Genomic DNA, 23,527 nt, shown 5'->3' on the forward strand with positions numbered 1-23,527 from the left:
ACCGCTATGGGAAGGGCAGGAAAAGCATTAAAGCATGTACTTACTCAGTACGGAATTAGTCAAAATCGTCTGGCCGTGACAATGGGTGTAGCCCGTTCGACGGTCAACCAATGGGTGAATGAAGTCAGCGATCCACTGGCAGACTCTGTGCCAGAGATCATCGTCGCTCTTGAAACATTAGAGCCGTCAGCTGCTAGCATTTTTCTCAGCATGTATCTGGAACGAGGTGCTGAGGCGACTGCTGATCATCGCTAGTTAACCGTAGGCGCGTTAAGTGCGCTAGGGAATCCAGACAGGATTGATGCCGGCAAAAGGTAGTGCCTGTGGTTCAACTGGCTGAGGCCTCTTGTTTAATCGGTCGTCGCTTGTCTGATAAAGCGGTAGCAACCATATCTTTGAGGTTGCGATCGCAATGTCGTCATCTAGAACCACCGAGTTGTCAGCTGTGGCACTTGGTGTTGTTTCGTCGAAAAGTAGAGCCAAACCGTCAGGGGCTAGGCTCATGTGCACCGATGGCTGAGGCGATAATGTCTGGAGTGTTTCTACATCGCCAGTGCTCAAGTTAATGGCCGCAATAGATGGCTGTACTTGGTAGGTTTCACCCTCAAGTAATTGACTGGTTAAACAGAATAAAAGTTCATTAGTGGGGTCGAACTGCGCATCTAAGATCGACCCTGTCACATTTATTAGGGGCTTTTCATCGCCCTGATTGGATACCCAAAATAATGTTTGAGTGAAGCGTTTGTCCGGGTCATCCTGGTTAAAGCTCACCATGGCTGCTGCAGAGCCATTGCTGGCCACATCCATGACCAGCCCATATTGGGGTAAAAAGTCTAACGTTTCGCCACTTTGCTCGTCTGGAGCATTGTTCAAAGCAATGATAGCGGTGCCTTCTCCCTGTTGCAGGAGGAGTGACTGACTGTCAGGTGCAATTATAAAATCTCCGCCAGGCTCAGTCTCTAGACGGCGGGGAGGCTGATCTTGGGTAACGACCCAAGGGCCAAAATTACCTGGATTGTTGCGACTCACTCGCTGTACAACAATGGTACTGCCGTCGGGAGAGAGATCAAATTTTAAATTCTGATATTCGCTGCTATCAAGTAACGTCTCAATTTGACCACTTGAATTGTTTGTGTCGTCCCCTAAACCAGTGGTTACGGTGTATAGTGCCTGGTCTTGTTGAGTGTTTTGCCCCCGTTCTATGGCTGCAAACAAAATGCGATCGCCCTGGGTGTAGGGCTTATAGTCCATAACCGTTAGATTTTTGGGGGTCAAAGCTGTTTGGGACTGAGTGCTCAGGTTATAGAGCATCAGGCGGCCTTGATCTTCGCCTTCTACACCAATGTAGGCGAAGGCTCGCTTGCGAGACTTAAAACTAGCCTTAAAGGGCATAAATTTGGCTTCTGGCCCACTAAAGCGGTCGCTAGCTTCGGGAAGGCTAACTGTAAACTCGTTGCCGTAGGGGGCTGGAAAATTTAAAGTGTACGCCATGCGCCGACCAGCCCAACTAAAGCGACCTGGTAAGGGGGGCTCAATGGTCAGGTTTTGTTCCACGCTAGTGTGATCCATTGGGCGGCTAAAGGTTAGCAAAAAGGCGGTATCTTCAGCTCCAATCTGCCGATTTTGCCAGGTAAAATCCCGGACTTTTGAGGCGGCGGGGCCGCCAAATAAAACCATGCCCCCAATAACCAAGGCCAGCAGCGCTATCATTGCCTGGGCCAGTCGATCAAGGGGTTGGCGATGGTGGGTAGTCATGGTGTGAAACTGGCTAATATTCGTAGGGATTACGGGGTTCAGGGATGGTTTCCAGTTTGGTCGGTTTTATGGTGAGCTGGCGCTTGCCGTTGATGGTGGTGGTGATCATTTTTCCTTCTATGTCTAGCCAGCTATCAGGGGCATAGGCCTGTCGTGAAACAGCTAGCTCCACAGGCAGGCCGACGGGGTAAGCATCGGCTGCACAGCACGTTAAAACAAAGCGGGAAATCATGAGATATCCTTCTGGCCATTCATCGGGGTGAATCACAAAACCTGATACCTTAACCCCTTGCCCCGTATAAGCATCCGGTTCTGGGTATACATTAAGTGTGCGAATCCAGTCGATGATTGTACGTTCTTCAGAGGCAGCCTGGCGGACAAAACGTTGAGGTTGTGAGCGCGTCATCGTCAACGTGTCAGCCACACCCCGCTGAATGGCTGTATCACTGGCAAATGCCTGGGGGGTATAGATAAATCCCAGAACAGCCACACCTAATAAAATGAAACTGCTGAGCTGAGGCGGCAGCAACGTGGTGTGGCTAGGGGGAGCTTGTACCTTTTTGGCACGCCGTCCTTGAATTAGCTTAAACAGAGCCATGCCTAGCAGAACAATGGCAGCGCTATTAGCTAGCCACATATAGTCTGGATGCAGCAGCAGAAACAATTTTCCAGTGATCCAGTACCGAAATAGGGTCAGACTCCAAGCGCCGAGCACTAACACATCTAACCAATTCTGACGAAATGGTTTGGAAGACCGTCTTTGCCGTTTAGCCTTACCTGAGTTTCTGGCTGATTTAGCTGACATAGAGGTTCATAAATAAGGTCAAAATAAAACACAGCTGAGCTGCCAGCATGAAAATGTAAATGATGGCCCTTGGCTTAAAGAGCGTCATTAATAGGCCAATGTTTTTCAGGTCAATCATGGGACCAAAAACAAGGAATGCTAGCTGTGCGCCAGTGGTAAAGGTGGATGCAAACGATAGCGCAAAAAATGAATCCACCGTTGAGCAAATGGATACTACGGCTGCCAATAGCATCATCGCCAAAATAGAGGTGATAAAGTTTTGCCCCAGGGCCAAAATCCAATCCCTGGGAATGGCTACCTGAACAAAAGCTGCGATCGCACTACCAAGAATCAATACTGCCCCCAGCTCCTTCAGCTCTTGCACCATATTGTCGATGACAAGCTGTAATTTGATGGCTAGGGGTACCTCTGGTTTTTCGGTCAGAATTGCCGTTGGATCGTCTAGCTGCAGGGTAGACCCGTCGGTTTGTAGCAAAAATGTGCCTGACCGCAGCAAGGGATTACTTGGAGCAGCGACCCTACGGGCTTTAGGCATTTGTCTAGCTACAGCCGATTGTAGGATGGGGCGCATATCAATCTGACGACTGAAGATCCAAGCAATGATGACTGCTATGAATAATGTAAAAAGTACTCTCAGAAAAACAATCTCGGGCTGATCGCGAAACGCTACCCAAGTGGCCCAAAATACGACCGGATTAATGGTGGGTGCTGCTAGTAAAAAACCCACTGCCACTGAAGATGGAGCTCCTTGCACAATCAGCCGTCGGGCTACAGGAACATTGCCACATTCGCATACAGGGAAAAATACCCCCATTAAACTACCTGCTATAGCTCCTAGCAGGGGGGTTTTAGGCAGTAGCTTAATCAGCGTACGCTCATCTACGAAAAACAATAGCAGGCTCGAAAATGCCACACCAATGAGCAAAAAAGGGATGGCCTCTACCAGCAAGCTAAAGAAAAGCGTTAGTCCATTACTCAGTTGTTCCATAGATGTGCAACCGTGAAGATGCCTATTGCTGACCAGCTATTCTACAGGAAATTGCTAGAAAGCATGGCGGTGATAGGGCAATCATCATCCACCCTGTTCGAACAGAGAGCAACCAAAGGGGTCATATTTTTACCATAGAGAAACTTTGCTGACACTGATATTCCCTGAAAAACAGATATCAACATCTGCATCAGGGTCACGCCGTCGATCTTGGTATGCGCCAGTATAGCGAAATTGTCCCAATTCAATGCTAGATTCAGTCGGTAATGGCTGTGTGCACACAGGGCAAAAAACAATTTCGGGTTCAGGGTCGCTGACCGATGGCAAATTGACATTCCAAAACTGCCCTGGGGCAAGCGGTTTTTCCATTAACATTGTGAGCACGCGGGCCGCACGATGCGCCGCTACCTCCCAATCAATAGAGATTCCTCTGGACTTGTAATGGGAAATCGCAATGGCCGGCACTCTGAGCAGTGTGGCTTCTCGCACAGCAGCAACGGTGCCAGACACATAGGTATCCGCCCCCAGATTTCCACCATCATTAATGCCTGCTAAGAGCCAATCGAGTTGGGGATAGAGATGATGGGCTACGCGAGTACAGTCAGCTGGGGTGCCGCCGATGGCGTATCTCTGGGGGGTGCGCCGATCAACATTAATAGATCCGCCACGGTTAATCTGGTGGCTACAGCCCGAGAGATGTTGATCTGGGGCAACAATACCGATGTTGGTATGGCTAAAGGAGAGTTTTTCCGTAGCTTTGTATAATGCCTGGATTCCAGGTGCATCAATGCCATCATCATTGGTTAAGACAATTGTAGGAGCCATTACAGCGCAGCTTCACCGGTAAACACCAAAACGGCAGGACCCGTCATATACACGTGGTTATTAGTGGCAGACCATTCAATTTTTAGGGGGCCACCTGGTAGTTCAACGGTGGCGGTGCGATCGCACTTGCCATTCAATACCGTCGCCACCAGGGCCGCACAAGCACCAGTACCACAGGCCATGGTGGGGCCAGCTCCCCGTTCCCACACCAGCATTTTGAGATAGTCAGAGCGCACCACTTCAATAAATTCAGCATTGATACGCTGAGGAAACGCCTGATGACGTTCAAACAGCGGGCCAATCTTAGCCAATGGAACTGTAGTCGTATCCTCCACGAAGGTAATGCAGTGGGGGTTGCCCATGCTGATGCAGGTGACCTGGTAAGTCGTGTCTGCTACCACCAAAGACCGATCGATAATTTTTTCGCTGGCATGGGCCAAAGTTGCAGGAATTTCCCCAGCCAATAGACGGGGCTCTCCCATATCAACTGTGATTTGGCCATCGGTTTGTAGCGTTGGCACGATCAACCCTGCCAAGGTGTGAATTTGATAGCTGTGGGGAGTCGTTGGCGGTTGATCGGCTGCCGCTTCCAATGCCTCTAAATATTTGGCCATACATCGAATGCCGTTGCCACACATTTCCGGCTCTGACCCGTCGGAGTTAAAGATGCGCATGGTGTAATCGGCACCGTTTTCACCGGGTAGGGCAAAAATGACGCCATCGGCACCGATGCCAATGTTGCGATCGCATAAATCCATCGCTTGTTTAGGCGTCAAAACTGGAGATGACTGGTGCCGATTGTCTACCAAAATAAAATCGTTACCGAGTCCGTGATATTTGCTAAAGGCGAGCCCCATGATACGCAGACGTTAGAAAAGAGTTGCAATAATTAGAAAAGAGTTGCAATAATTCGTCAACAGCTTACCGGAAGTAGTATAGACCGGGTACGTTATTACTGTTTCATCCATGTTTATCCACGACTGCTATGGCTACTGAATTTGATACAGGTTCACCCAGCATTCGACAAATACAGACACTGATCCGTGATCAGCAAACCATTGAAATCAAGCTATTGACCGGTGATGTGTTTAGTAGCATTGTTCTGTGGCAGGATGCCCAGGCAATTTGTCTGAACATTGATGGTCAACCCATGCTTGTCATGCGTACGGCTGTGGCCTACATCAAGATCATGAGTTAAGTCAGTCTTGTAATTTCATAGACAATGAAATGAAGCTTCTCAACGCAGAGGCTTCATTTTCTATGTTTTGTCATCTTCGAATCTTCGTTTGAATGCTTTCCGATAAAACTTTCTCGAGGCGCTCAGGAAATTATATATAAATGCCGATATTGTAAATTTCAATTTTAAAAAGATATTTTTTACTGTTAGTTTTTAGGCGTTATATTATCGACTTTTTTTGATAGGTTGCTCGTAGTTTTATGCAGTTGATGTGTTTGTTAAGTCACCTCCGGGCACACTAATGCCAATACGATCCTTGGACGCAGGTTTGAAGTCTAACAAGGGTTGCTAGTTGCTGATAAAGCAAATGTTTTAACTGATTAAGGCATTTGTATATTCCATTGTGGCTATAAACTATGGCTTCTAGAAAATCTTTTTCGAAGCAATGGAATCAATGTGAAACCATTTTATTAGTTGTGAATATCAGTGTTTTATCTGTATTTATACCCTTCGAAAATGGTTGGAAAGTGCTCATGTGCATTGCGACATTCAGCAACATCTAACACTGTTTACAGAGATATGCAACGGAGCCATTTGACAGGATGAGCAGTATTGAAAAAATTGTTGAACAAGCTTTGCAGGATGGTTATTTAACCCCTGCGATGGAAGCTGAAGTAGGACGCATTTGTGATACTGCTTCAGAGCTTTCCATCGAAGAGTACATGGCCCTTGATCGCCTTATGGGGTCACTACTCACGGGCGAGGTGGTCGCTGTGCCTCGCAAGCAGTTTATCAACGTTATGGAGGAGCTAGTCTTAACGGAGGCTATTGCTCGTGTTGCTGAAATCGAGGCGAACAATGACTGTAGTCTTGATCTAGGTGATATTGCAGCCTATGCGCTTAATCGGTTACCCCCCCTCTATGCCACGACTGAAGAGGGGGCTGCATATCAGCGCAATAAAGCCCGTGAAGCCCTATCTGAGATGATCTCTGACCAGGTTAAGGATGCGATTTCCAACAGCCTCGATCGGCCTGATTTCTTCCCTGAACGTGAGGGGATTAAGCGCTCTAGCGATGGTTTCCTAGGTCAAATGAATGATCTGCTTAAAGACTATGCCCATAAATTCGAGCCAGTTCGAGCCGCTTAAGGCCTCCAGCGGGATTACAGGTTGAGCTTCAAAGCAACAAGAGAGATACAAATACGCAAAGCAAAAGCACCGTTGAGGCCAACGGTGCTTTTTTTACATCACGTAGGGGCGTACAGCAGTGCGCCCTAAAACACTGTGCGCCCTCCTAAAACACTGTGTGCCCTAGACACTTGTGCGCCCTAGACACAAATTGCCTACAAAGGGCGATATACCCGGTAGTTGATACTGGGAAAGATATTGTCAATTTCTTCCACTTTTTCTAGCCAACCTGAATCGATTTTGCCTGCCATGATGTCTTCCCGCAGTTTGTCAAAGCGTAATAGGTGGGAGCGGGTACGGCGTACGGCGTAGGGAACCATGGTCCCTGTACGCATAATGAAAGCCCAGTCAGATGATTGTGCTAGGAGTAATTCCCGTGCTGCCTGATTAAGGGCACGCCATTCCAACTCATCAGCAGGTTCACGACGGGCCAAATCAATCATGCGCTCCGCCGCCTTGTGCAGGTGCGGGTAAATCCAAGCATTAGTTTCGTTGAGCCAATACTCATGAAAGCCCTTATAACCCCAGCTTGACTGAGATGGACGGCAGACCTGTTGGGTAGGATTGCTCCGTAGATAATCTGCCAGGTGGGTCATTTCGTAGGTGTCTTGGTCGTACCAGGTTTTGCGGAACAGGTAATCAATAAACCAGGGACCTTCGTACCACCAGTGGCCAAATAGCTCAGCATCGTACGGTGAAATCACAATGGGCTTGCGCTGCATCATGCCGTTGAGGTGAGCAATCTGCTGGCCACGGTTGTACATGAAATTACTCGCATGCTCTGCGGCCTTTTCACGAGCCCAATAGGGGTCGTACCAATCCTTGTCAGATAGCCCTAAATTTTTACCCGTAATCTTGTGGTACTTGATACCGACATTTTTACGCTGCCCATTGGGCATAACGTAGGGCTTGATATAGTCATATTCTGCATCCCACCCCAGGTCACGGTAAAACTCGCGATACTCTGAAGCCCCTGGATAACCTACCTTTGAGGACCATACCTGTTGGGAGGACTCGTGGTCTCGGCCAAAGGCAGCCACGCCAGTTTCTGTATAGATGGGGGCATAGGCTCCAAAGCGAGGACGGGGACGAGCATACAGAATACCGTGACCGTCAGTTAGAAAGTACCTGAGGCCTACATCAGCAACCATGCGTTCCAGGCCTTCGTAGTAGGCACATTCAGGCAGCCAAATTCCTGATGGAGGACGGCCAAAGTTCTCTTCGTGACTTTCTACGGCGACTTTAAGCTGGGCCCAAACTGCCTCGGGGTACATCTTCATCAGAGGCAGGTAGCCGTGGGTGGCACCGCAGGTGATGATGTCTAGGTTATTGCTATCGACATACTGCTTGAAGGCGGATATCAGGTCACCTTTGTTGTCCTCCCACACCTGTCGTGTGTGGTTAAATTCGTTGGCATAGTACTCTGCCAAATATTTGACGTGACCGTTGTGCTCATTCCGTTCGATCTCTCGCTCGGTCAGTTCCTCAAGATTGGTTAGATGCTCGTCATAACGCTCTTGAAGGAGGGGGTCTTTGAGCATCGACACCAGGGGAGGTGTCATACTCATGGTCATTTTAAAATCAATGCCATCCCGCTTAAGACCATCAAACATGGTCAGTAAGGGGATATAAGTTTCAGTAATTGCCTCAAATAGCCACTCTTCTTCTAGAACAAAGTCACTTTCTGGGTGCCGAACGAAAGGTAGGTGGGCATGGAGTACCAGAGCAAGATATCCGAGAGACATAGGGCAACCTTTATTGACAAAGTGAGCATCGTATGGACAATTGCTAGGCTGGCCTGAGCCTTTAAACGTTGAGCCTTAAGGGATTAACGGGCTAAAGACGTTATGAGGCTAAGGTATCGGATCATCGTCAAGAAAAACCCGAATAGGGGACCAACCGTGACGATACAGCGATCGCAAATGAAACCTTTACACTAATTTAAGCATCTCCTGAGGATGGTAGAGCAAATGAAATGAAGCAGTGAAAGTCAGCTGCCAATTTGGCCCTACTGTAATCCTGGGTGCGAGATCACTTCAGTAGCGATTATGTCTTTTTGTAAAGAATGGTCTTGACTATTGATGCTAGCAGCTATTTGTTCGTTTGCTCTACCTGAGCTAGCTGTTCTTCTAGGTGAGCTACCTGCTGTTGAAGTCGCTTTAGGGTGCGATGCATCTCGGGCAGGCGATTGTAGATAGCTGAAGATTTTAGATAGGTGCGATAAGGACTGGCAGGAATGCCCATCATGATGCTGCCGGGGGAAACATTGCTGTGGAGGCCAGCCTTAGAGCCCGCCTGGGCACCTTTGCCAATTTTGGTGTTGTTGGCCACGCCGACCTGGCCTCCCAGCACGACTAAGGACTCTAGCTCTACCCCTCCAGCCAGGCCTACCTGGGACGCTAGTATGCAGTTATCGGCCAGCTGGCAATTGTGGGCCACCTGTGTCAGGTTATCTAACTTGCTATTGCGACCAATGCGAGTTTCTCCAACAGCAGGACGGTCTATGGTGGTATTGCAGCCTACTTCGACATGGTCTTCTAGTACGACAATGCCGGACTGGTGCATTTTCTCCCAGCCCTGGGCTGTTGGCACAAAACCAAATCCCTCGGAGCCAATCACCGCTCCGGTATGGATAACACAGTGGGCTCCTACCTGAGCACGTTCATGGATAACACAGTTAGCATGGAGTGTTGTGCCGTCGCCAATACTAGCGTCGGGATAGATGACTACCTGAGGGTGAATGCACGCGTTGTCACCGATGGTGGCTCCAGCATGGATGACGACATAGGGGCCAATGGCCACGTTATTGCCAACCTTGGCTGTGGGGGCAATGATCGCTGTGGGATGGATGCCAGGGGAGAGCTGAAAAGGCTGGTAAAACAGTGCGATCGCACGAGCAAAGCCCAGTCTGGGCTCGTGAGTACTAACCCAGGCAATGCCTCGCTCTATGGCCTGGGCTTGCAGGGCTTCATCGACGGGCAAAATCAGTGCCGCATTGGCTGTCTGCTCGATGTAGGGGGCAAACTTTTTGCCTTCAACGTAGCTAATGGTGTCAGGCTGTGATTCTTGAACTGCGGTGACCCCAACGATGTTCGGGTTAAGCTCTGGCTGAGACGCTAGGCTTGATGTCTCAGCAATGCCCAGTTGCTCTACTATCTCGCTAAATCTCATGGCTGCCTCGTTTGCTCACTGACGTCTCAGCGACAGGCTATCAAAAAATTGCCTTTTCTAGAAAAGTAACGCATTCTACATGGGTGGTTTGGGGAAAGAAGTCCGCAGGCTGCACCATGGTTAGGCCATAGCCATTGCTGCATAAAATCTTTAAATCCCGTGCCAGGGTAGATGGGTTGCAACTCATATAAACGATGCGGTTAGGGCCGATCTCTACTAGCGTTTCTAGAACGATGCGATCGCAGCCTTTTCGGGGGGGGTCTAGCACTACAACATCAACAGGGCTAGACTGCTGAGCACTGATTTCTAGCAACAGCTTTTCCACGGCCCCAGCAAAAAACTCCGTATTCTTTAGCCCATTGAGTGCCGCGTTTTGACGGGCTTGTGCGACTGATTCCGGATGAAATTCAATCCCCACACAGTGAGCAGCACGCCGGGCCAGGGGAAGAGACAACGTGCCGATGCCGCAGTAGGCATCAATGACAGTTTCATTACCCTTCAGGTTTAGGTGCTCTAAAACCAGACTCACCAAGGTCTCGGCTTGAGCCGTATTGACCTGGAAAAAGGTAGTTGGCTGAATGCGCAATCGTAGACCTAAAAATATCTCCTCTAGATAGAGTCGGCCCGCTAAGCAACGGGTCTCTTCCCCAAATACCTTGTTAGTGCGTTCCGGATTGATATTGAGACATACGCCCACCAAACTTGAATGCTCAGAGAGCCACTGGTCAGCCTGCCCTTGAACATTTGGTAGATACCCTGTGGTGACTAACGTCAGCAACGTTTGGCCCGTATTTTGGCTAACCCGAAGAGCTAAATTGCGAAGTCGACCTTGGTGTTTTTGTTCGTTATAAAGGCTCCACCCTTGTGCTTTGATCGCCTCTTTAGCATCCACCAGCAAAGGATTCAGGCTCTCATGCTGGATTGGACACTGATTTAAATTTACAATTTGATGGGTGCCCCGACGATAGTATCCGGCTTTGACCGTGCCTCCAGGGCCTCGGGCTAAGGGATAGGTGACCTTATTTCGATAGGCTAACGGGTTTGGGGCCCCTAAAATTGGCCTTATAGGAACCGTCTCAAAGCCACCAATACGTTCTAGAGCAGACTGAACTTGAGACTCTTTTGCTTGCAGCTGTTTTGAGTAAGCCACAGCTTGCCACTGGCAGCCGCCACATTTATCCGCCACGATGCAGACAGGGCGGATCCGATCTGGCGATGGTTCAAGAATTTGCAGTTTTTTCCCATAGCCATAGGCGGGTTTTAACCGTGTAAGCCTTACTTGCAGAGTATCTCCAGGAACCGCATCTGTGACAAAAACTACTCGATCTTGCCAGCGACCTACACCATCACCGCTGTTACTCAGATCATCAATTTTCAAGTCGATCACCTGCCCCTGTTGCCACAGGGACTTGTCTACTAGTGAAGTCATAGGGCTGCTCGCGTCAGGGATCGAAAAATATTTGCTACCGGCGGGGTTTTAATTCTATGACAAGCCCTAAAGTTCGTGACATTGTGACCAGCTTGAATGGTTTACCGGATTGTTTGTAAACTCTCTTAACATAGCTCTCAGGCTAGAACACGCAACCAGTTATTATTCAGAGGATAAAAATCTTTTGAACCGGGCCAAGTATCTCTTTCCTTGTTTGCCCCAGAGTCGTTACACTGTAGTTATTACGAGTCACCGCATTCACTAAGCTATGTCTGTCGTTAGCCAAGTAATTCTCAACGCCGATGATGAGCTGCGCTATCCCACCAGCGGCGAGCTCAGGGGTATCCAAGATTTTTTGCAAACTGGCCCTCAGCGCTTAGTAATCGCGCAAAAGCTGGCTGAAAATGAAAAAAAGATTGTAGATAAAGCCAGTAAGGCCCTATGGCGTCGACGTCCTGATTTTATTGCGCCAGGTGGTAATGCTTACGGTCAAAAGCAACGGGCACTTTGTTTGCGTGACTATGGTTGGTATTTACGCCTGATCACCTATGGCATTATTGCTGGTGACAAACAGCCCATTGAAAACATTGGTTTAGTGGGTGTGCGTGAGATGTACAATGCCCTTGATGTACCAGTGCCTGGCATGGTTGCCGCTATTGAATGCTTGAAAGATGCATCCTTAGGTCTACTGACTGAGGCTGAAGCTGCTGGGGCGGCTCCTTACTTTGACTACATCATCCAAGCAATGTCGAGCTAAACCGCTTACCCTTCACTGGTGGTGTAAGTTGCCTAATTGAATAATGTGAAGCGGGGAGTACATTTGATCGTATTTCCCGCTTTATTTTAGGTATGCTAGGGGCGCTGTGATCAATCAATGCCCCTATGGTGTCTGGTAAGCAACGTCGTCGAGGCTGCAAATTAGGCATGGTGGTTAAGTCAAATTCCCACTGTGATTATGTAGTGCAGCTAAATACGGATAGAGATGTCATTGAGCCGCCTGCCGTTAGTGATTACGGCTTTGGACAGTTTGTCACCCTAGAAACCGATGAGCAGCATTGGGCTGTGGGCATTATTTATAATTCGCAGCTGTTTAACCCGGCTTTTTTGAACAGCGGTCCTCAACTGACGGGTGCTCCAGACCCGATGTTTACTCCGGACTTGATTCAAGAAACCAAAACCTTATTAAATGTTGTGCTTGTGGGTAGTTTGGTGAATCAGGGCAGACTAACCTATGGCCAGCATGGAATTCCACGTCATGTAGTGCCTGTAAACACCCCTGTCTATTGCATGGATGATAAAGGTCGTCATCAGTTTCACTTGAATGTTGATAAACGCCCACAGTTTAGATACTACGGTCATTTACTGAACTGCGGTGGCACCTTTGCGACTCAGCTAACTCAACAAGTGTTAACTGAAGTGAGTAACTCAGGCCTCTTTACTGATGCCGATCAGCGAGCATTACAGGTACTTTGCAAAGAGCTGACCTGGAAAAATACGTTAGGTGCGATGAGATAGGTCTCTGAGGCCGTTGGATGTCAACATTTACAGACATGTGTGATCCATATCAAGAAAAATGTGATCAAAAGTGATCAAAATCACAGGTTCATGATGATTGAGATCGCTATCACCCCTCCCTAAATTCAGCATACTAAGGATGACTCAACTCTAGCCGAGTCATCTACAGGGAACACACAACCAGCCGATAGAACTCGCGGGAGTTCTGTCGGTTTTTTTTTGAGGGTATGGGTAATAGGCCGTGGAGAGTGGAGAAATAGGGTTTAAGATCAAACACTGTCACCCTTTGTTCACTCACTTAATTCCTATTGATGTCTACAACTGCATCCACCTCAATTCCGTGTTCTGCTGAGGAAATTGCTGCTGAAGGCTTAAAACCAGGCGAATATGATGAAATTGTCCAACGTTTAGGACGTCATCCCAATAGGGCTGAGCTGGGCATGTTCGGAGTGATGTGGTCAGAGCACTGCTGTTACAAGAATTCGCGACCCTTATTAAAGCAGTTTCCCACTGAGGGGTCTCGCATTCTGGTTGGGCCTGGAGAAAATGCTGGTGTTGTGGATGTGGGCCATGGACAGCGGTTGGTGTTCAAAATTGAATCCCACAACCATCCATCGGCTGTAGAGCCTTTTCAAGGGGCTGCCACGGGTGTAGGGGGAATTTTACGAGATATTTTTACCATGGGAGCCCGGCCAATTGCCGCTTTGAACGCACTGCGGTTTGGTGCGTTGGATGACCCCAATACGCGACGGATTTTTGCTGGTGTAGTCTCAGGAATCTCTCACTATGGCAACTGTTTTGGGGTGCCCACTGTGGGCGGCGAAGTCTATTTTGATCAGGCCTATGCGGGTAACCCTTTGGTAAATGCCATGGCCATTGGCTTAATGGAAACGAAGGAGATTGTAAAATCCGGTGCCTCAGGCATTGGTAACCCAGTGCTGTATGTGGGCTCCACCACTGGACGAGATGGTATGGGTGGGGCAAGCTTTGCCAGTGCTGAGCTGACGGATGAATCTGAAGCTGATCGTCCGGCGGTACAAGTGGGCGATCCGTTTCTAGAAAAGTCTTTAGTGGAGGCCTGTCTGGAAGCATTTAAAACGGGGGCTGTGGTGGCTGCGCAGGATATGGGGGCTGCGGGTATCACCTGTTCCACATCTGAGATGGCTGTCAATGGTGGCGTCGGCATTGAGCTCGACCTGGACAAAGTGCCTGTGCGAGAAACTGGCATGGTCCCCTACGAATATTTGTTGTCAGAATCCCAAGAGCGCATGCTGTTTGTAGGGCAAAAGGGTCGTGAGCAGGAGCTGATCGACATTTTTGAGCGCTGGGGGCTCCATGCGGTGGTGGCGGGTAAAGTGATTCAAGAGCCGATCGTGAGGATTTTATTTCAGGGTAAGGTCGCTGCTGATGTGCCTGCCTCTGCCTTGGCAGATAACACACCGCTGTATGAACGCGAAGTTTTGGCGGAGCCGCCTGCCTATGTACAAACGGCCTGGGCTTGGCAAGAGAGTAGTTTGCCCGACTGTTCAGCAGCGGGTATCGATGGTAAAGCTTGGAGTGATGTCATGCTGACACTACTCGGTACACCAACAATTGCTTCGAAACAGTGGGTGTATCACCAATACGATCATCAGGTGCAAAACAACACGGTGATGTTGCCTGGTGGGGCAGATGCAGCAATTGTGCGACTACGACCTTTGGAAGGGGCTGAGGGGGCTATCAGTAATTCTGGTGTGGCTGCTACTACCGATTGCAACCCTCGTTATGTATATCTCAACCCTTATGAAGGCGGTCTGGCGGCCGTGGCTGAGGCTGCTCGTAATCTGAGCTGTGTGGGAGCAGAACCCATTGCTGTGACGGATAATCTGAACTTTGGCAGCCCTGAAAAACCGGTGGGCTACTGGCAGTTGGCGGAGGCCTGTCGCGGTCTAGCGGATGGCTGTCGTGAATTTGATACACCTGTAACTGGTGGTAATGTGTCGCTTTACAACGAAACAGTTGATAGTGAGGGTAACCCTCAGCCTATTTATCCCACCCCCGTGGTCGGCATGGTCGGTGTGATTGATGATTTAGATAGGGTTTGTGGTCAAAGCTGGCAAATGGCTGGTGACCAGATTTATTTACTGGGAACCCCATTGGGTGAGGACGGTGACGGGGCTATGACTCTGGGAGCTTCGGAATACCTCAAGCAAATCCATGGTCAGGTGGCAGGGCGTCCACCCAAGGTGAATATTGACCTGGAGTTAAAGGTTCAGGCAGTCTGTCGCCATGGTATTCGCCAAGGTTGGGTGACATCGGCCCATGATTGTGCAGAAGGTGGATTTGCGATCGCACTCGCTGAATCCGCCATTGGCGGCAACCTTGGAGCAACGATCACCTTACCCAACCTGGAGCAGCGTTATGACACCTTGCTGTTTGGTGAGGGGGGGGCTCGCATTGTGGTTACTGTTGCTCCTATTCACCAAGCTGCTTGGGAAGCTTATCTCAGGCAGCAACTAGATCATGCCTGGGGAATCATTGGTACTGTAACCGCTGCTAATACGCCCCTGGTTATTCAAACATCTGATGATCAACCCTTGATTAATCTGGATGTTGCCACCATGGCCGATAGCTGGCGCTACGCTATAGAAAGAGCCCTGGATGTGTAACAACATAAACAACATAGATTAATCTGATGGACCGACACCCTTGCAATTGGTTTCGGGTGTTAGGATCATGTTAATTAAGAAAATATTAAGTCATTCTCTCAAGTCTCTACCTGGTTTTCTCACCTGTGTGCGTCTTGAGCCCATCACTCATTAGTCGCTTCTTTTTGTTGTCGTTAACGCTAAGCGGACTCAAGATGCCTCTCCCAACCAATAATATTGTTTCCCAACCTTCTACCGTGCATGTTCATCCCGACAAACCAGAAGAAGCCTGTGGCGTATTTGCCGTCTATTCACCCACAGACGATGTTGCAACGCTGACTTACTTTGGTTTGTATGCATTGCAACATCGTGGTCAAGAATCAGCTGGTATTGCCACCTTTGACCATGGCAGTATTAATGTTCACAAAGACATGGGGCTTGTTTCCCAGGTATTTGATGAGGATGTATTGCAGCGCTTGCCTGGACAGTGGGCCGTTGGCCATACCCGCTATTCCACGACTGGGTCTAGTCGAGTTGCCAATGCTCAACCTGCCATAGTGTCTACCCGCCTTGGAGAGATGGCGTTAGCCCACAATGGTAATGTGGTCAATGCTAGCAAACTACGCGAAGAACTGCTTGAACGCAACCATACTCTGCTCACCACTACCGACACAGAGGTCATTGCGTTGTTGATGGCAGATGCCGTTAATGATGGCAAAGGATGGATTGAGGCGGCTATTGATGCCTGCGAACGGTGTCAGGGAGCTTTTAGCCTTGCGATCGCTACCCCTGAGGGGATTTTAGCAATCCGCGATCCGAACGGCATTAGGCCCCTTGTCTTCGGCTACTTTGGCGATCATGATCCTCAAAATGGGCCTGGGCAGTATGCGGTTGCATCCGAAACCTGTGGCTTAGACATTGTAAACGCCCACTACATTCGTGATGTGCAGCCTGGTGAGCTGCTCTGGATTAGTGAAACCGGTGTTAAGTCATTGCAATGGGCCCAGCCAGAACGCCGCCTGTGCATTTTTGAAATGGTCTATTTTGCACGGCCTGATAGCGTGTATCACGGTGAGAGTTTATACAGCTATCGCAAGCGTTTAGGTAATATTCTGGCCAAGGAGTCACCAGCAGACGTCGATTTGATTATGCCAGTCCCTGACTCTGGTATTCCGGCAGCTATTGGATTTGCTGAAGCTTCCGGTATTCCATATGCAGAAGGATTGATTAAAAACCGATACGTTGGCCGTACGTTTATTCAGCCAACCCAAATGATGCGAGAAGCTGGAATCCGTATTAAGTTGAATCCCCTACGAGATGTGCTGGAAGGGAAAAGAATTTTATTGGTAGATGATTCTATTGTTAGGGGAACTACCAGCCGAAAAATTGTCAAAGCTTTGCGAGATGCCGGTGCTACAGAAATCCACATGAGGATTTCATCCCCACCCGTTACCCATCCCTGTTTTTATGGCATTGATACAGATAGCCAAGACCAGTTAATCGCTGCCACAAAATCTGTACAAGACATTGAAGCCCAAATAGGTGTGGACACGTTAGCTTATTTGAGCTGGCAAGGAATGTTAGCAGCGACTCAACAGGATACTACAACATTCTGTTCTGCCTGCTTTACGGGAGATTATCCGGTAGAAATTCCTGAGATGTTTAAGCGCTCTAAACTTATGCTTGAGAAGACCCCAGTTAAAGCTTGACCTTGTTTAACGATGTTTTTAGCCTATATTTACGATTAATCAAAGGCTAAAAACATCGTGATTTCTACCATATTATTCTCGTCCAAAATATATACTTTTATGTCGTCGCATTTATGGCGTCGAAGCCTAATAAAGTAATTGCCTGGGCTGATATGTATAGATATCTAGAGCTTTTATCTAAGCGCGCGTGATTAAACTGGGCGATAGAGTGCGAATTTTATATCCCAAATATGCTGTTGGTCAAACAGGTACTGTCTTGGAGCAAGAAACTCTTGAGGATGGCTCTAAAACAGGACACTGGCTGGTCAAAGTTGATGGTGAACGATATATGATTCTGGCTTTGCTGCCGAAGGACATGAAAGTATTACGTTAATTACTACGTTTGAAGCTACCTGTTTTGAACATCTATGCATTGTAAAAAAGCAAAAAGGCTCCGCTTCTGCGGAGCCTTTTCATTAGATAACTAAGTTATCAAATTTAGAAGCTGAAGGTAGAACGGATGGCACCGTAAAGGCTGTCATCATCACCATCAAGCTCACCGTAAATTACAGCAGGAGTCAGAGTCCAGTACTTGTTGACTTGAACAGAGTAGTAAGCCTCAGCTACTTCGTTATCATCGAAGTCTTCAGAGTAGTAGACACCAGCGGCATTACCAGTACCTAGGAAATCACCAAAGGCAACACCAGCCTGCCAGCTCTCATCACCATCTTGGTCAGCGAAGTAACCGCCGATTTCGAACCCGCCAAAGTCAAGATTTAGAAGACCTGCGATAATTTCTTCTTCACCGTTACCATCGCCAGTTTCACCATCCATGTAGACGATAGCAGCATCAATCAAGCCATCGCTTAAGTAGTTCAACTGAACAATGTATTCATACTCGTCGAAGACACCCTTGTCTGCATCCTGACCGCGGCCAGTTGCATAACCAGCATCAAGAATGATGTTGTCAGTGAAGGCAATGTTGAAGCCAACACCAAGGGATTCGCCACCTACACCAAGCTGGTCATAGAACTGAGGACCACCGTAGTCAGCAACGCTAGGACCATCGAAAGGAACGATAGTGCTGGTTACAAAATCATCAGAAACAGTGCTGTTAGCGGAGATGATTGCAGAAACACGGCTGCCGATGGGGAAGGAGTAGTAAACATCATCCAAGCTGATGTCATCCTGATCATCGTCAGGACCACTTTGGCTGGCTAGACCGCCTGCAGCCTGACCCAAGGAGCTAGTACCTTCACCACCACGGTCACTAGCCTGGAAACGAATACGTAAACGGTCTTCGCCAGTGAAGCTAGTGTCAAAGTTCAAACGAGCACGATACTCAAAAGTAGTCTCGTCTTCGTCGTTAGGAGCATCGAAAGGTACTACCAAGTGAGCGTCCAACTGACCTTTCAATTTGGTAGTAGTAGAGAATTGGTTAGCTTCTAGCTCAGCTACATCAGCTTCTAAAGTATCAACGCGACCACGGATAGTAGCTAGCTCGGCAGCAAACTCTTCCTGTAGGCGACGAATGGTGTCAAGCTCAGTTTCATCAACACCGTCAATTAGCTGAACGATTACGTCCAAGCAAGCGTTTAAGCCAGCAGCGAACTCATAGCGAGTCATCGCGCGGTTACCACGGTAAGAACGGTCGGGATAACCCTCAAGACAACCATACTCTTCTACTAGGCGCTGCAGTGCAGTGTAGGCCCAGTCAGAAGGAAGAACGTCAGAAAGCTCGGAAACGCTAGTAACCTGAGCTAGTTGAATGGAGTCAGAGTTGCTTAATGCGTCAACGCTAACAGTCTCAGCAGCAAAACCGGAACTGGAAAGAGCAGTACCCAGTACAAATGGGCTAGCCAATAAGGCTTTCCACAGATTAGACATTATTTTAGTTCTCCTCACACCTAGGAAGAAAATGAGCGGTCAGCAAAATAGCTGAGCCACATTGATTTATCTTGCCTGAATTACAGAACCTATGCAACCTTGCCCTAAGACAATTTGCTTATGCTCTGTAATTACCTAAGGCTAATGCTAGCAGATCTCTTTAGGAAGAGCTAGCTACGTAGACTACCTTTTTACCAACTGATAAGTTGGTTGATAGCTAACTCTAGACACCCTAGTCCAGATTTTTCTTCAGAGGAAGATTTCTTATGCCAGTTGGGAGAGTGTCTGGCCATGCCAGTTGGGATAGCGTCTGATCTATGCCAGTTGGGATAGCGTCTGAGCCAAATTAAAATCTTGCTGAGTCAGGCCCCCTGCATCGTGAGTGGTGAGGCTAATGATCACTCGATTATAGGAAATTGAAATGTCAGGATGATGGCCAGCTGCCTCAGCTGGTTCAACTACTTTATTGATATAGGCAATTGCTTCAATAAAGTTCTTGAAGGTCAAAATCATTTGGATTGAAGTGTCTTCAAGGGTCCAGTCGGGCAATGTGGTGAGGCGAGTCTGGATTTCTGTAGAGCTGAGGAGTGTGGGCATATGTAGGGCACGATGATGGCACTTTACTAAAAATAATATTAAGTGCAAATCATATAAGTTAAGTGCCTTTAAAAAACTATCCGCTCCTATCAGGGAAGTGCCGAAGCAACTTCAAGATAGGAGCGGTCTAGTGGGGTCTTAGGTTGAAACCAGACTGCCGGAAGGAACCCTAGCGCATCAGTTTCAAAGATGAAGCCAATTCTAGAGAACAGCCCCGGCACACAGCCGGCTCACGTCAACCTGAAGACCCATGCATTTACAACTACTTTCACTCATGGGCATCACCTCCTTATCCCTAAACGGTTTTAGTACCAGGAGCACTTAGTGCTTGTTGAAATATAGCACAGGTCTTAGGGGAAAGGGATAAACGCTAGGCAGCGAATAAAAAAGCCCCCAACTTGATAGATTGAGACCCTTTTTATTCAATACTCCAAGCTCTTATAGAGCGTTACCGCGAGGCAGTACCTCTTCGGGGAATACAAACTTCTCGTGGGGCTGGTCCTGAGGAGCCATCCACGCACGAATACCTTCGTTAAGCAAGATGTTCTTGGTGTAGAACGTTTCGAATTCAGGGTCTTCCGCGGCGCGGGTTTCCTGGGAGACAAAGTCGTAGGCGCGGAGGTTCAAGGCGAGACCAACGATGCCGACGGCACTCATCCAGAGACCGGTGACGGGGACGAATAGCATGAAGAAGTGCAACCAACGCTTGTTGGAAAAAGCGATGCCGAAAATCTGAGACCAGAAGCGGTTCGCCGTCACCATGGAGTAGGTTTCTTCCGCCTGAGTGGGTTCGAAGGCGCGGAAGGTGTTAGCGCCTTCGCCATCTTCAAAGAGGGTGTTTTCAACGGTGGCCCCGTGAATGGCACAGAGGAGTGCGCCCCCGAGGACGCCGGCAACGCCCATCATGTGGAAGGGGTTGAGGGTCCAGTTGTGGAAGCCTTGCAAGAAGAGCAAGAAGCGGAAGATGGCGGCCACACCGAAGCTGGGAGCAAAGAACCAGCTGGACTGGCCGAGGGGGTACATCAAGAACACGGAGACGAAGACAGCGATGGGAGCTGAGAACGCAATCGCGTTGTAAGGACGTAGCCCGACGAGTCGAGCGACTTCAAACTGCCGGAGCATGAAGCCAATCAGAGCGAAGGCTCCATGGAGAGCGACGAAGGCCCAGAGTCCGCCGATTTGACACCAGCGAACGAAGTCACCTTGCGCCTCGGGTCCCCACAACAAGAGCAGGGAGTGGCCCATGCTGTCAGCGGGGGAGGAGACAGCAACTGTCAGGAAGTTGGCACCTTCCAAATAGGAAGATGCGAGTCCATGGGTGTACCAGGACGTAACAAAGGTGGTACCAGTGAGCCAGCCGCCAATGGCCAAGAAGGCACAGGGGAACAGCAGCAAACCGGACCAACCAACAAAGACAAATCTATCGCGCTTGAGCCAGTCATCGACGACGTCGAAGACGCCTCGATCGGCTCCAGCACGGCCCATTGCAATGGTCATCTCAAACCCTCTAGTGTGATTTTTTCCAAAGCAGTAAAGATAGGTATTTTGCTACTGAGGCGAACGAGGGCACGAAAATAAAAAATGTAAATCCGCACTGCGGAATAATGCCTTGGGTATTCGGTCGACTTTATGAGTAGAAATTTACTTATCTTTACTATTTTTCTCATTATAGAGGTATCTTTCTGAAAGGCCACTGTCATTTTTGAAAGTGGTATTTTCTCTTAAGATTTGGTTCGGCGATCCGCTGCGCGCGCTCAATTATCGGTGCCGTACTTGTCGGCCATTTTTGACATACTAGAGACCGGACTCCTCAGTAAAGATATTTTTCGCTCATGTATATAGTTGAACTTTCAATGAAGCATACGGCCCTACCGATGTCAGTCCAAAAGAAGACTAAGGAGGCTGCAGATGAGGCTTATGCAATTGCTCTGAATGCTCTCAAGACAGGCCAACCGGTCATTCTTGAGTTGGCCTGTGATAAGCAAGAGGGCAAAAAGCTTTCAGTTTTAGTGAGTGAACTGGCTGCGGTACAGGTTTATGAAAAGTCTGGTGGTACTTCTTCTTCAGGTAAATCAGCTGGATTCTTTTCAATGGCTAATGAATAATTCCTTTCCTGCGAGTTTTGTCTTGATGCGTAGAGACAAGTAGGGGTAAATGGCAGATGCTATTGGGTGCGGTGCAGCTAACACTATTAGATGTTTTGATTTTTGATGATTGACAAGTCCTGTGCGATCGCAATTGACGATTTGCATTTCAGTTGGGAATCAGGAGCTTCAGTCCTTGCCGGATGTTCACTGCAAGTGAAGCGAGGTGAGTTCTGTATGCTTCTCGGGACTAATGGCAGTGGAAAATCGACATTATTAAGGTTGTTGGCGGGTCTATTAGATTCACCTCAAGGCTCAATCTATTTACAAAAGCCAGTGGGGTTTGTTTTTCAAAACCCCGATCATCAGCTGGTAATGCCCACGGTCGGAGCTGATGTTGCCTTTGGCCTTGTGGATGAGGATATGCCCTACGAAGCGGTGCGTCAGCGAGTAGATGAAGCACTCATGATGGTTAATTTGCTGCATCTCAAGCGGCGTCCCATTTATGCATTGAGTGGTGGGCAAAAGCAGCGAGTTGCGATCGCGGGAGCTCTAGCCCAACACTGTCGAGTGCTTCTATTTGATGAACCCACTGCCCTCCTCGACCCAGATAGTCAGCTTGAGTTGGTTGCCCAAGTGCGTGATCTAGTGAAACAGCAGGGGATTACGGCACTTTGGGTAACTCACCGACTGGTGGAATTAGATTATTGCGATCGCGCAATTTTGCTAGAACAAGGCCATGTAGCCACCCAAGGTGCGCCCGAACAGGTGAAACAAGCCTTGCAAAATCTTCATTTAACCTGAGAAAAATCCTTCAGGCTTGTTGTTACGTAGATAGCGAACGTTAAGCTAGAGGAATCATAGACTGAGCTTATACGTTATCCAGGCAACCGCAGATGAAAGGTTCTACCTCCCAGGCAATTTTATTAGTCGACGGGTATAACGTTATCGGTGCGTGGCCTGAGCTAACAGAACTGAGAGATTTTCAGGGGCTGGGGGTGGCCCGTACAAGCCTTGCTGAAACGTTGGCCAACTATAGTGCCTATAGAGGGTTTGAAACCTTGTTAGTTTTTGATGCGTATGGCCAGCGTCAGTCCCATCGCATCGAAAAGTTTACTCAGCATTTGGCCATTCATTACACCAGTTTTGGCCAGACGGCTGATAGTTATATAGAAATATCCTGTGCCAAATTTCGTGACGATATTCGTAAATTTGAAAAACGCTTGATTGTGGCGACATCTGATCGTGCTCAGCAATTAACCGTAGTGGGCTACGGGGCTGAATGGATGTCAGCTGCCCAATTAAATGCAGATGTGGATCTTTCTGTACAAAAAGTAAAACACCGTCAAAAGCCGAAAAAACACTCTAAACAGCGCTTTCTTTCAAAATCCCTTAATCCAGAGACTCAGGCAAAATTGGCAAAGCTTCGCTCAAAGCTTATGGACTGAAAAGAACCTAAATAGGACTGTTTTACCTGATGTCTTTCTAGAGGCATGCAGGTTTTTCTAGGAAAAATTAAAAATGCCCTTGCGTAACGGCTACACAATTGCCTATATTATTAAAGCTGAATGATCCTCAGTAGCTCAGTGGTAGAGCGGTCGACTGTTAATCGATTGGTCGTAGGTTCGAATCCTACCTGGGGAGTTTGTAAACTGTATAGTTTGTGTGATTTTTTCAAGATGGCTGTGCTGTTTTGAGAATTTCTATGGAATCCCTGTACTGCTTGCTGGTAGAGGGTTGCTGCCGTGGGAGTTGGTCAACATTGTCCCGCCATTGCTGATGGTGTAAGGGC

The 23,527-nt window shown here is 48.4% G+C and carries 22 protein-coding genes and 1 tRNA gene; 12 read left to right on the forward strand and 11 right to left on the reverse strand.

Going from position 1 to position 23,527, the window contains the following annotated elements; translation table 11 throughout:
* The first annotated feature begins 6 nt into the window (after positions 1-6).
* Positions 7-255, forward strand: coding sequence for a helix-turn-helix domain-containing protein (locus SPB21_RS28785; protein WP_006518130.1), 249 nt, complete (start codon positions 7-9; stop codon positions 253-255).
* Between the two features lie 24 nt (positions 256-279).
* Here SPB21_RS28785 and SPB21_RS28790 read toward each other — a convergent pair whose 3' ends face one another.
* The 5 genes from SPB21_RS28790 to dapF form a co-directional block, all read right to left on the reverse strand.
* A complete protein-coding gene (locus tag SPB21_RS28790) occupies positions 280-1,755 on the reverse strand; it encodes a TolB-like translocation protein (protein ID WP_499868426.1) in 1,476 nt (491 codons plus the stop codon).
* A gap of 13 nt (positions 1,756-1,768) precedes the next feature.
* A complete protein-coding gene (locus SPB21_RS28795; RefSeq protein WP_163664726.1) occupies positions 1,769-2,560 on the reverse strand; it encodes a TIGR03943 family putative permease subunit in 792 nt (263 codons plus the stop codon).
* Positions 2,550-3,548, reverse strand: coding sequence for a permease (locus tag SPB21_RS28800; protein ID WP_163664728.1), 999 nt, complete (start codon positions 3,546-3,548; stop codon positions 2,550-2,552). The genes SPB21_RS28795 and SPB21_RS28800 overlap by 11 nt, the downstream gene beginning before the upstream one ends.
* Before the next feature lie 129 nt (positions 3,549-3,677).
* Positions 3,678-4,373, reverse strand: coding sequence for a 5'/3'-nucleotidase SurE (surE, locus tag SPB21_RS28805; protein WP_163664730.1), 696 nt, complete (start codon positions 4,371-4,373; stop codon positions 3,678-3,680).
* Entirely contained in the window at positions 4,373-5,230 is an 858-nt protein-coding gene (gene dapF / locus SPB21_RS28810; RefSeq protein WP_499868428.1) for a diaminopimelate epimerase, read from the reverse strand. The genes surE and dapF overlap by 1 nt, the downstream gene beginning before the upstream one ends.
* Positions 5,231-5,358: 128 nt before the next feature.
* On the opposite strand from dapF, the gene SPB21_RS28815 reads away from it, so the two are divergent.
* Together SPB21_RS28815 and SPB21_RS28820 are read left to right on the forward strand one after the other, a co-directional pair.
* Entirely contained in the window at positions 5,359-5,571 is a 213-nt protein-coding gene (locus SPB21_RS28815) for an Hfq-related RNA-binding protein (protein ID WP_163664734.1), read from the forward strand.
* 581 nt (positions 5,572-6,152) lie between these two features.
* Positions 6,153-6,698: a late competence development ComFB family protein gene (locus SPB21_RS28820; protein ID WP_006518123.1), complete on the forward strand. Its 546-nt coding sequence runs from the start codon at positions 6,153-6,155 to the stop codon at positions 6,696-6,698.
* Positions 6,699-6,892: 194 nt separating this feature from the next.
* Here the strand turns inward: SPB21_RS28820 and SPB21_RS28825 are convergent, their stop codons facing one another.
* The 3 genes from SPB21_RS28825 to rlmD form a co-directional block, all read right to left on the reverse strand.
* A complete protein-coding gene (locus SPB21_RS28825) occupies positions 6,893-8,482 on the reverse strand; it encodes a glycoside hydrolase family 57 protein (protein ID WP_163699442.1) in 1,590 nt (529 codons plus the stop codon).
* A gap of 346 nt (positions 8,483-8,828) precedes the next feature.
* Complete coding sequence (gene lpxD, locus SPB21_RS28830; protein WP_499868430.1) at positions 8,829-9,908, reverse strand: UDP-3-O-(3-hydroxymyristoyl)glucosamine N-acyltransferase; 1,080 nt, start codon at positions 9,906-9,908, stop codon at positions 8,829-8,831.
* Positions 9,909-9,948: 40 nt separating this feature from the next.
* Entirely contained in the window at positions 9,949-11,337 is a 1,389-nt protein-coding gene (gene rlmD / locus SPB21_RS28835) for a 23S rRNA (uracil(1939)-C(5))-methyltransferase RlmD (protein ID WP_163664740.1), read from the reverse strand.
* 268 nt (positions 11,338-11,605) lie between these two features.
* On the opposite strand from rlmD, the gene SPB21_RS28840 reads away from it, so the two are divergent.
* The 5 genes from SPB21_RS28840 to SPB21_RS28860 all read left to right on the forward strand — a co-directional run bounded on the left by SPB21_RS28840 (position 11,606) and on the right by SPB21_RS28860 (position 17,561).
* The gene (locus SPB21_RS28840; RefSeq protein WP_163664743.1) at positions 11,606-12,094 is read left to right on the forward strand and encodes an allophycocyanin subunit alpha-B; all 489 of its coding nucleotides are present in this window, start codon (positions 11,606-11,608) and stop codon (positions 12,092-12,094) included.
* A 125-nt stretch (positions 12,095-12,219) separates the two neighbouring features.
* Positions 12,220-12,852, forward strand: coding sequence for a DUF8166 family protein (locus SPB21_RS28845; RefSeq protein WP_163664745.1), 633 nt, complete (start codon positions 12,220-12,222; stop codon positions 12,850-12,852).
* Positions 12,853-13,163: 311 nt separating this feature from the next.
* Positions 13,164-15,500, forward strand: a complete 2,337-nt coding sequence (gene purL, locus SPB21_RS28850) for a phosphoribosylformylglycinamidine synthase subunit PurL (protein ID WP_499868432.1) — start codon at positions 13,164-13,166, stop codon at positions 15,498-15,500.
* 194 nt (positions 15,501-15,694) lie between these two features.
* On the forward strand, positions 15,695-17,188 hold the full coding sequence (purF, locus tag SPB21_RS28855; protein ID WP_163699313.1) for an amidophosphoribosyltransferase: 1,494 nt from the start codon (positions 15,695-15,697) through the stop codon (positions 17,186-17,188).
* 187 nt (positions 17,189-17,375) lie between these two features.
* Positions 17,376-17,561 (forward strand): hypothetical protein, encoded by a 186-nt coding sequence (locus tag SPB21_RS28860; RefSeq protein ID WP_499868434.1) that lies wholly within the window; start codon positions 17,376-17,378, stop codon positions 17,559-17,561.
* A 104-nt stretch (positions 17,562-17,665) separates the two neighbouring features.
* On the opposite strand, the gene SPB21_RS28865 is transcribed toward SPB21_RS28860, so the two are convergent.
* The 3 genes from SPB21_RS28865 to psbD all read right to left on the reverse strand — a co-directional run bounded on the left by SPB21_RS28865 (position 17,666) and on the right by psbD (position 21,148).
* Positions 17,666-19,054, reverse strand: coding sequence for an iron uptake porin (locus SPB21_RS28865; RefSeq protein ID WP_163664762.1), 1,389 nt, complete (start codon positions 19,052-19,054; stop codon positions 17,666-17,668).
* A 315-nt stretch (positions 19,055-19,369) separates the two neighbouring features.
* Positions 19,370-19,651: a 4a-hydroxytetrahydrobiopterin dehydratase gene (locus tag SPB21_RS28870; protein WP_163664764.1), complete on the reverse strand. Its 282-nt coding sequence runs from the start codon at positions 19,649-19,651 to the stop codon at positions 19,370-19,372.
* Positions 19,652-20,089: 438 nt separating this feature from the next.
* Positions 20,090-21,148, reverse strand: coding sequence for a photosystem II D2 protein (photosystem q(a) protein) (psbD, locus tag SPB21_RS28875; protein ID WP_006518024.1), 1,059 nt, complete (start codon positions 21,146-21,148; stop codon positions 20,090-20,092).
* 335 nt (positions 21,149-21,483) lie between these two features.
* Here psbD and SPB21_RS28880 point away from each other — a divergent pair, with 335 nt between their 5' ends.
* The 4 genes from SPB21_RS28880 to SPB21_RS28895 all read left to right on the forward strand — a co-directional run bounded on the left by SPB21_RS28880 (position 21,484) and on the right by SPB21_RS28895 (position 23,379).
* A complete protein-coding gene (locus SPB21_RS28880; RefSeq protein ID WP_163660561.1) occupies positions 21,484-21,756 on the forward strand; it encodes a UPF0367 protein family in 273 nt (90 codons plus the stop codon).
* 105 nt (positions 21,757-21,861) lie between these two features.
* The gene (locus tag SPB21_RS28885; RefSeq protein WP_163660559.1) at positions 21,862-22,539 is read left to right on the forward strand and encodes an energy-coupling factor ABC transporter ATP-binding protein; all 678 of its coding nucleotides are present in this window, start codon (positions 21,862-21,864) and stop codon (positions 22,537-22,539) included.
* A gap of 92 nt (positions 22,540-22,631) precedes the next feature.
* Positions 22,632-23,183, forward strand: coding sequence for an NYN domain-containing protein (locus SPB21_RS28890; RefSeq protein WP_163660557.1), 552 nt, complete (start codon positions 22,632-22,634; stop codon positions 23,181-23,183).
* Between the two features lie 124 nt (positions 23,184-23,307).
* Positions 23,308-23,379: transfer RNA gene (locus tag SPB21_RS28895), tRNA-Asn, on the forward strand.
* The last annotated feature ends 148 nt before the right edge of the window (positions 23,380-23,527 follow it).

The organism is Leptothoe sp. ISB3NOV94-8A (genome assembly GCF_043421595.1).
Lineage (GTDB): Bacteria > Cyanobacteriota > Cyanobacteriia > Phormidesmidales > Phormidesmidaceae > Leptothoe > Leptothoe turfae.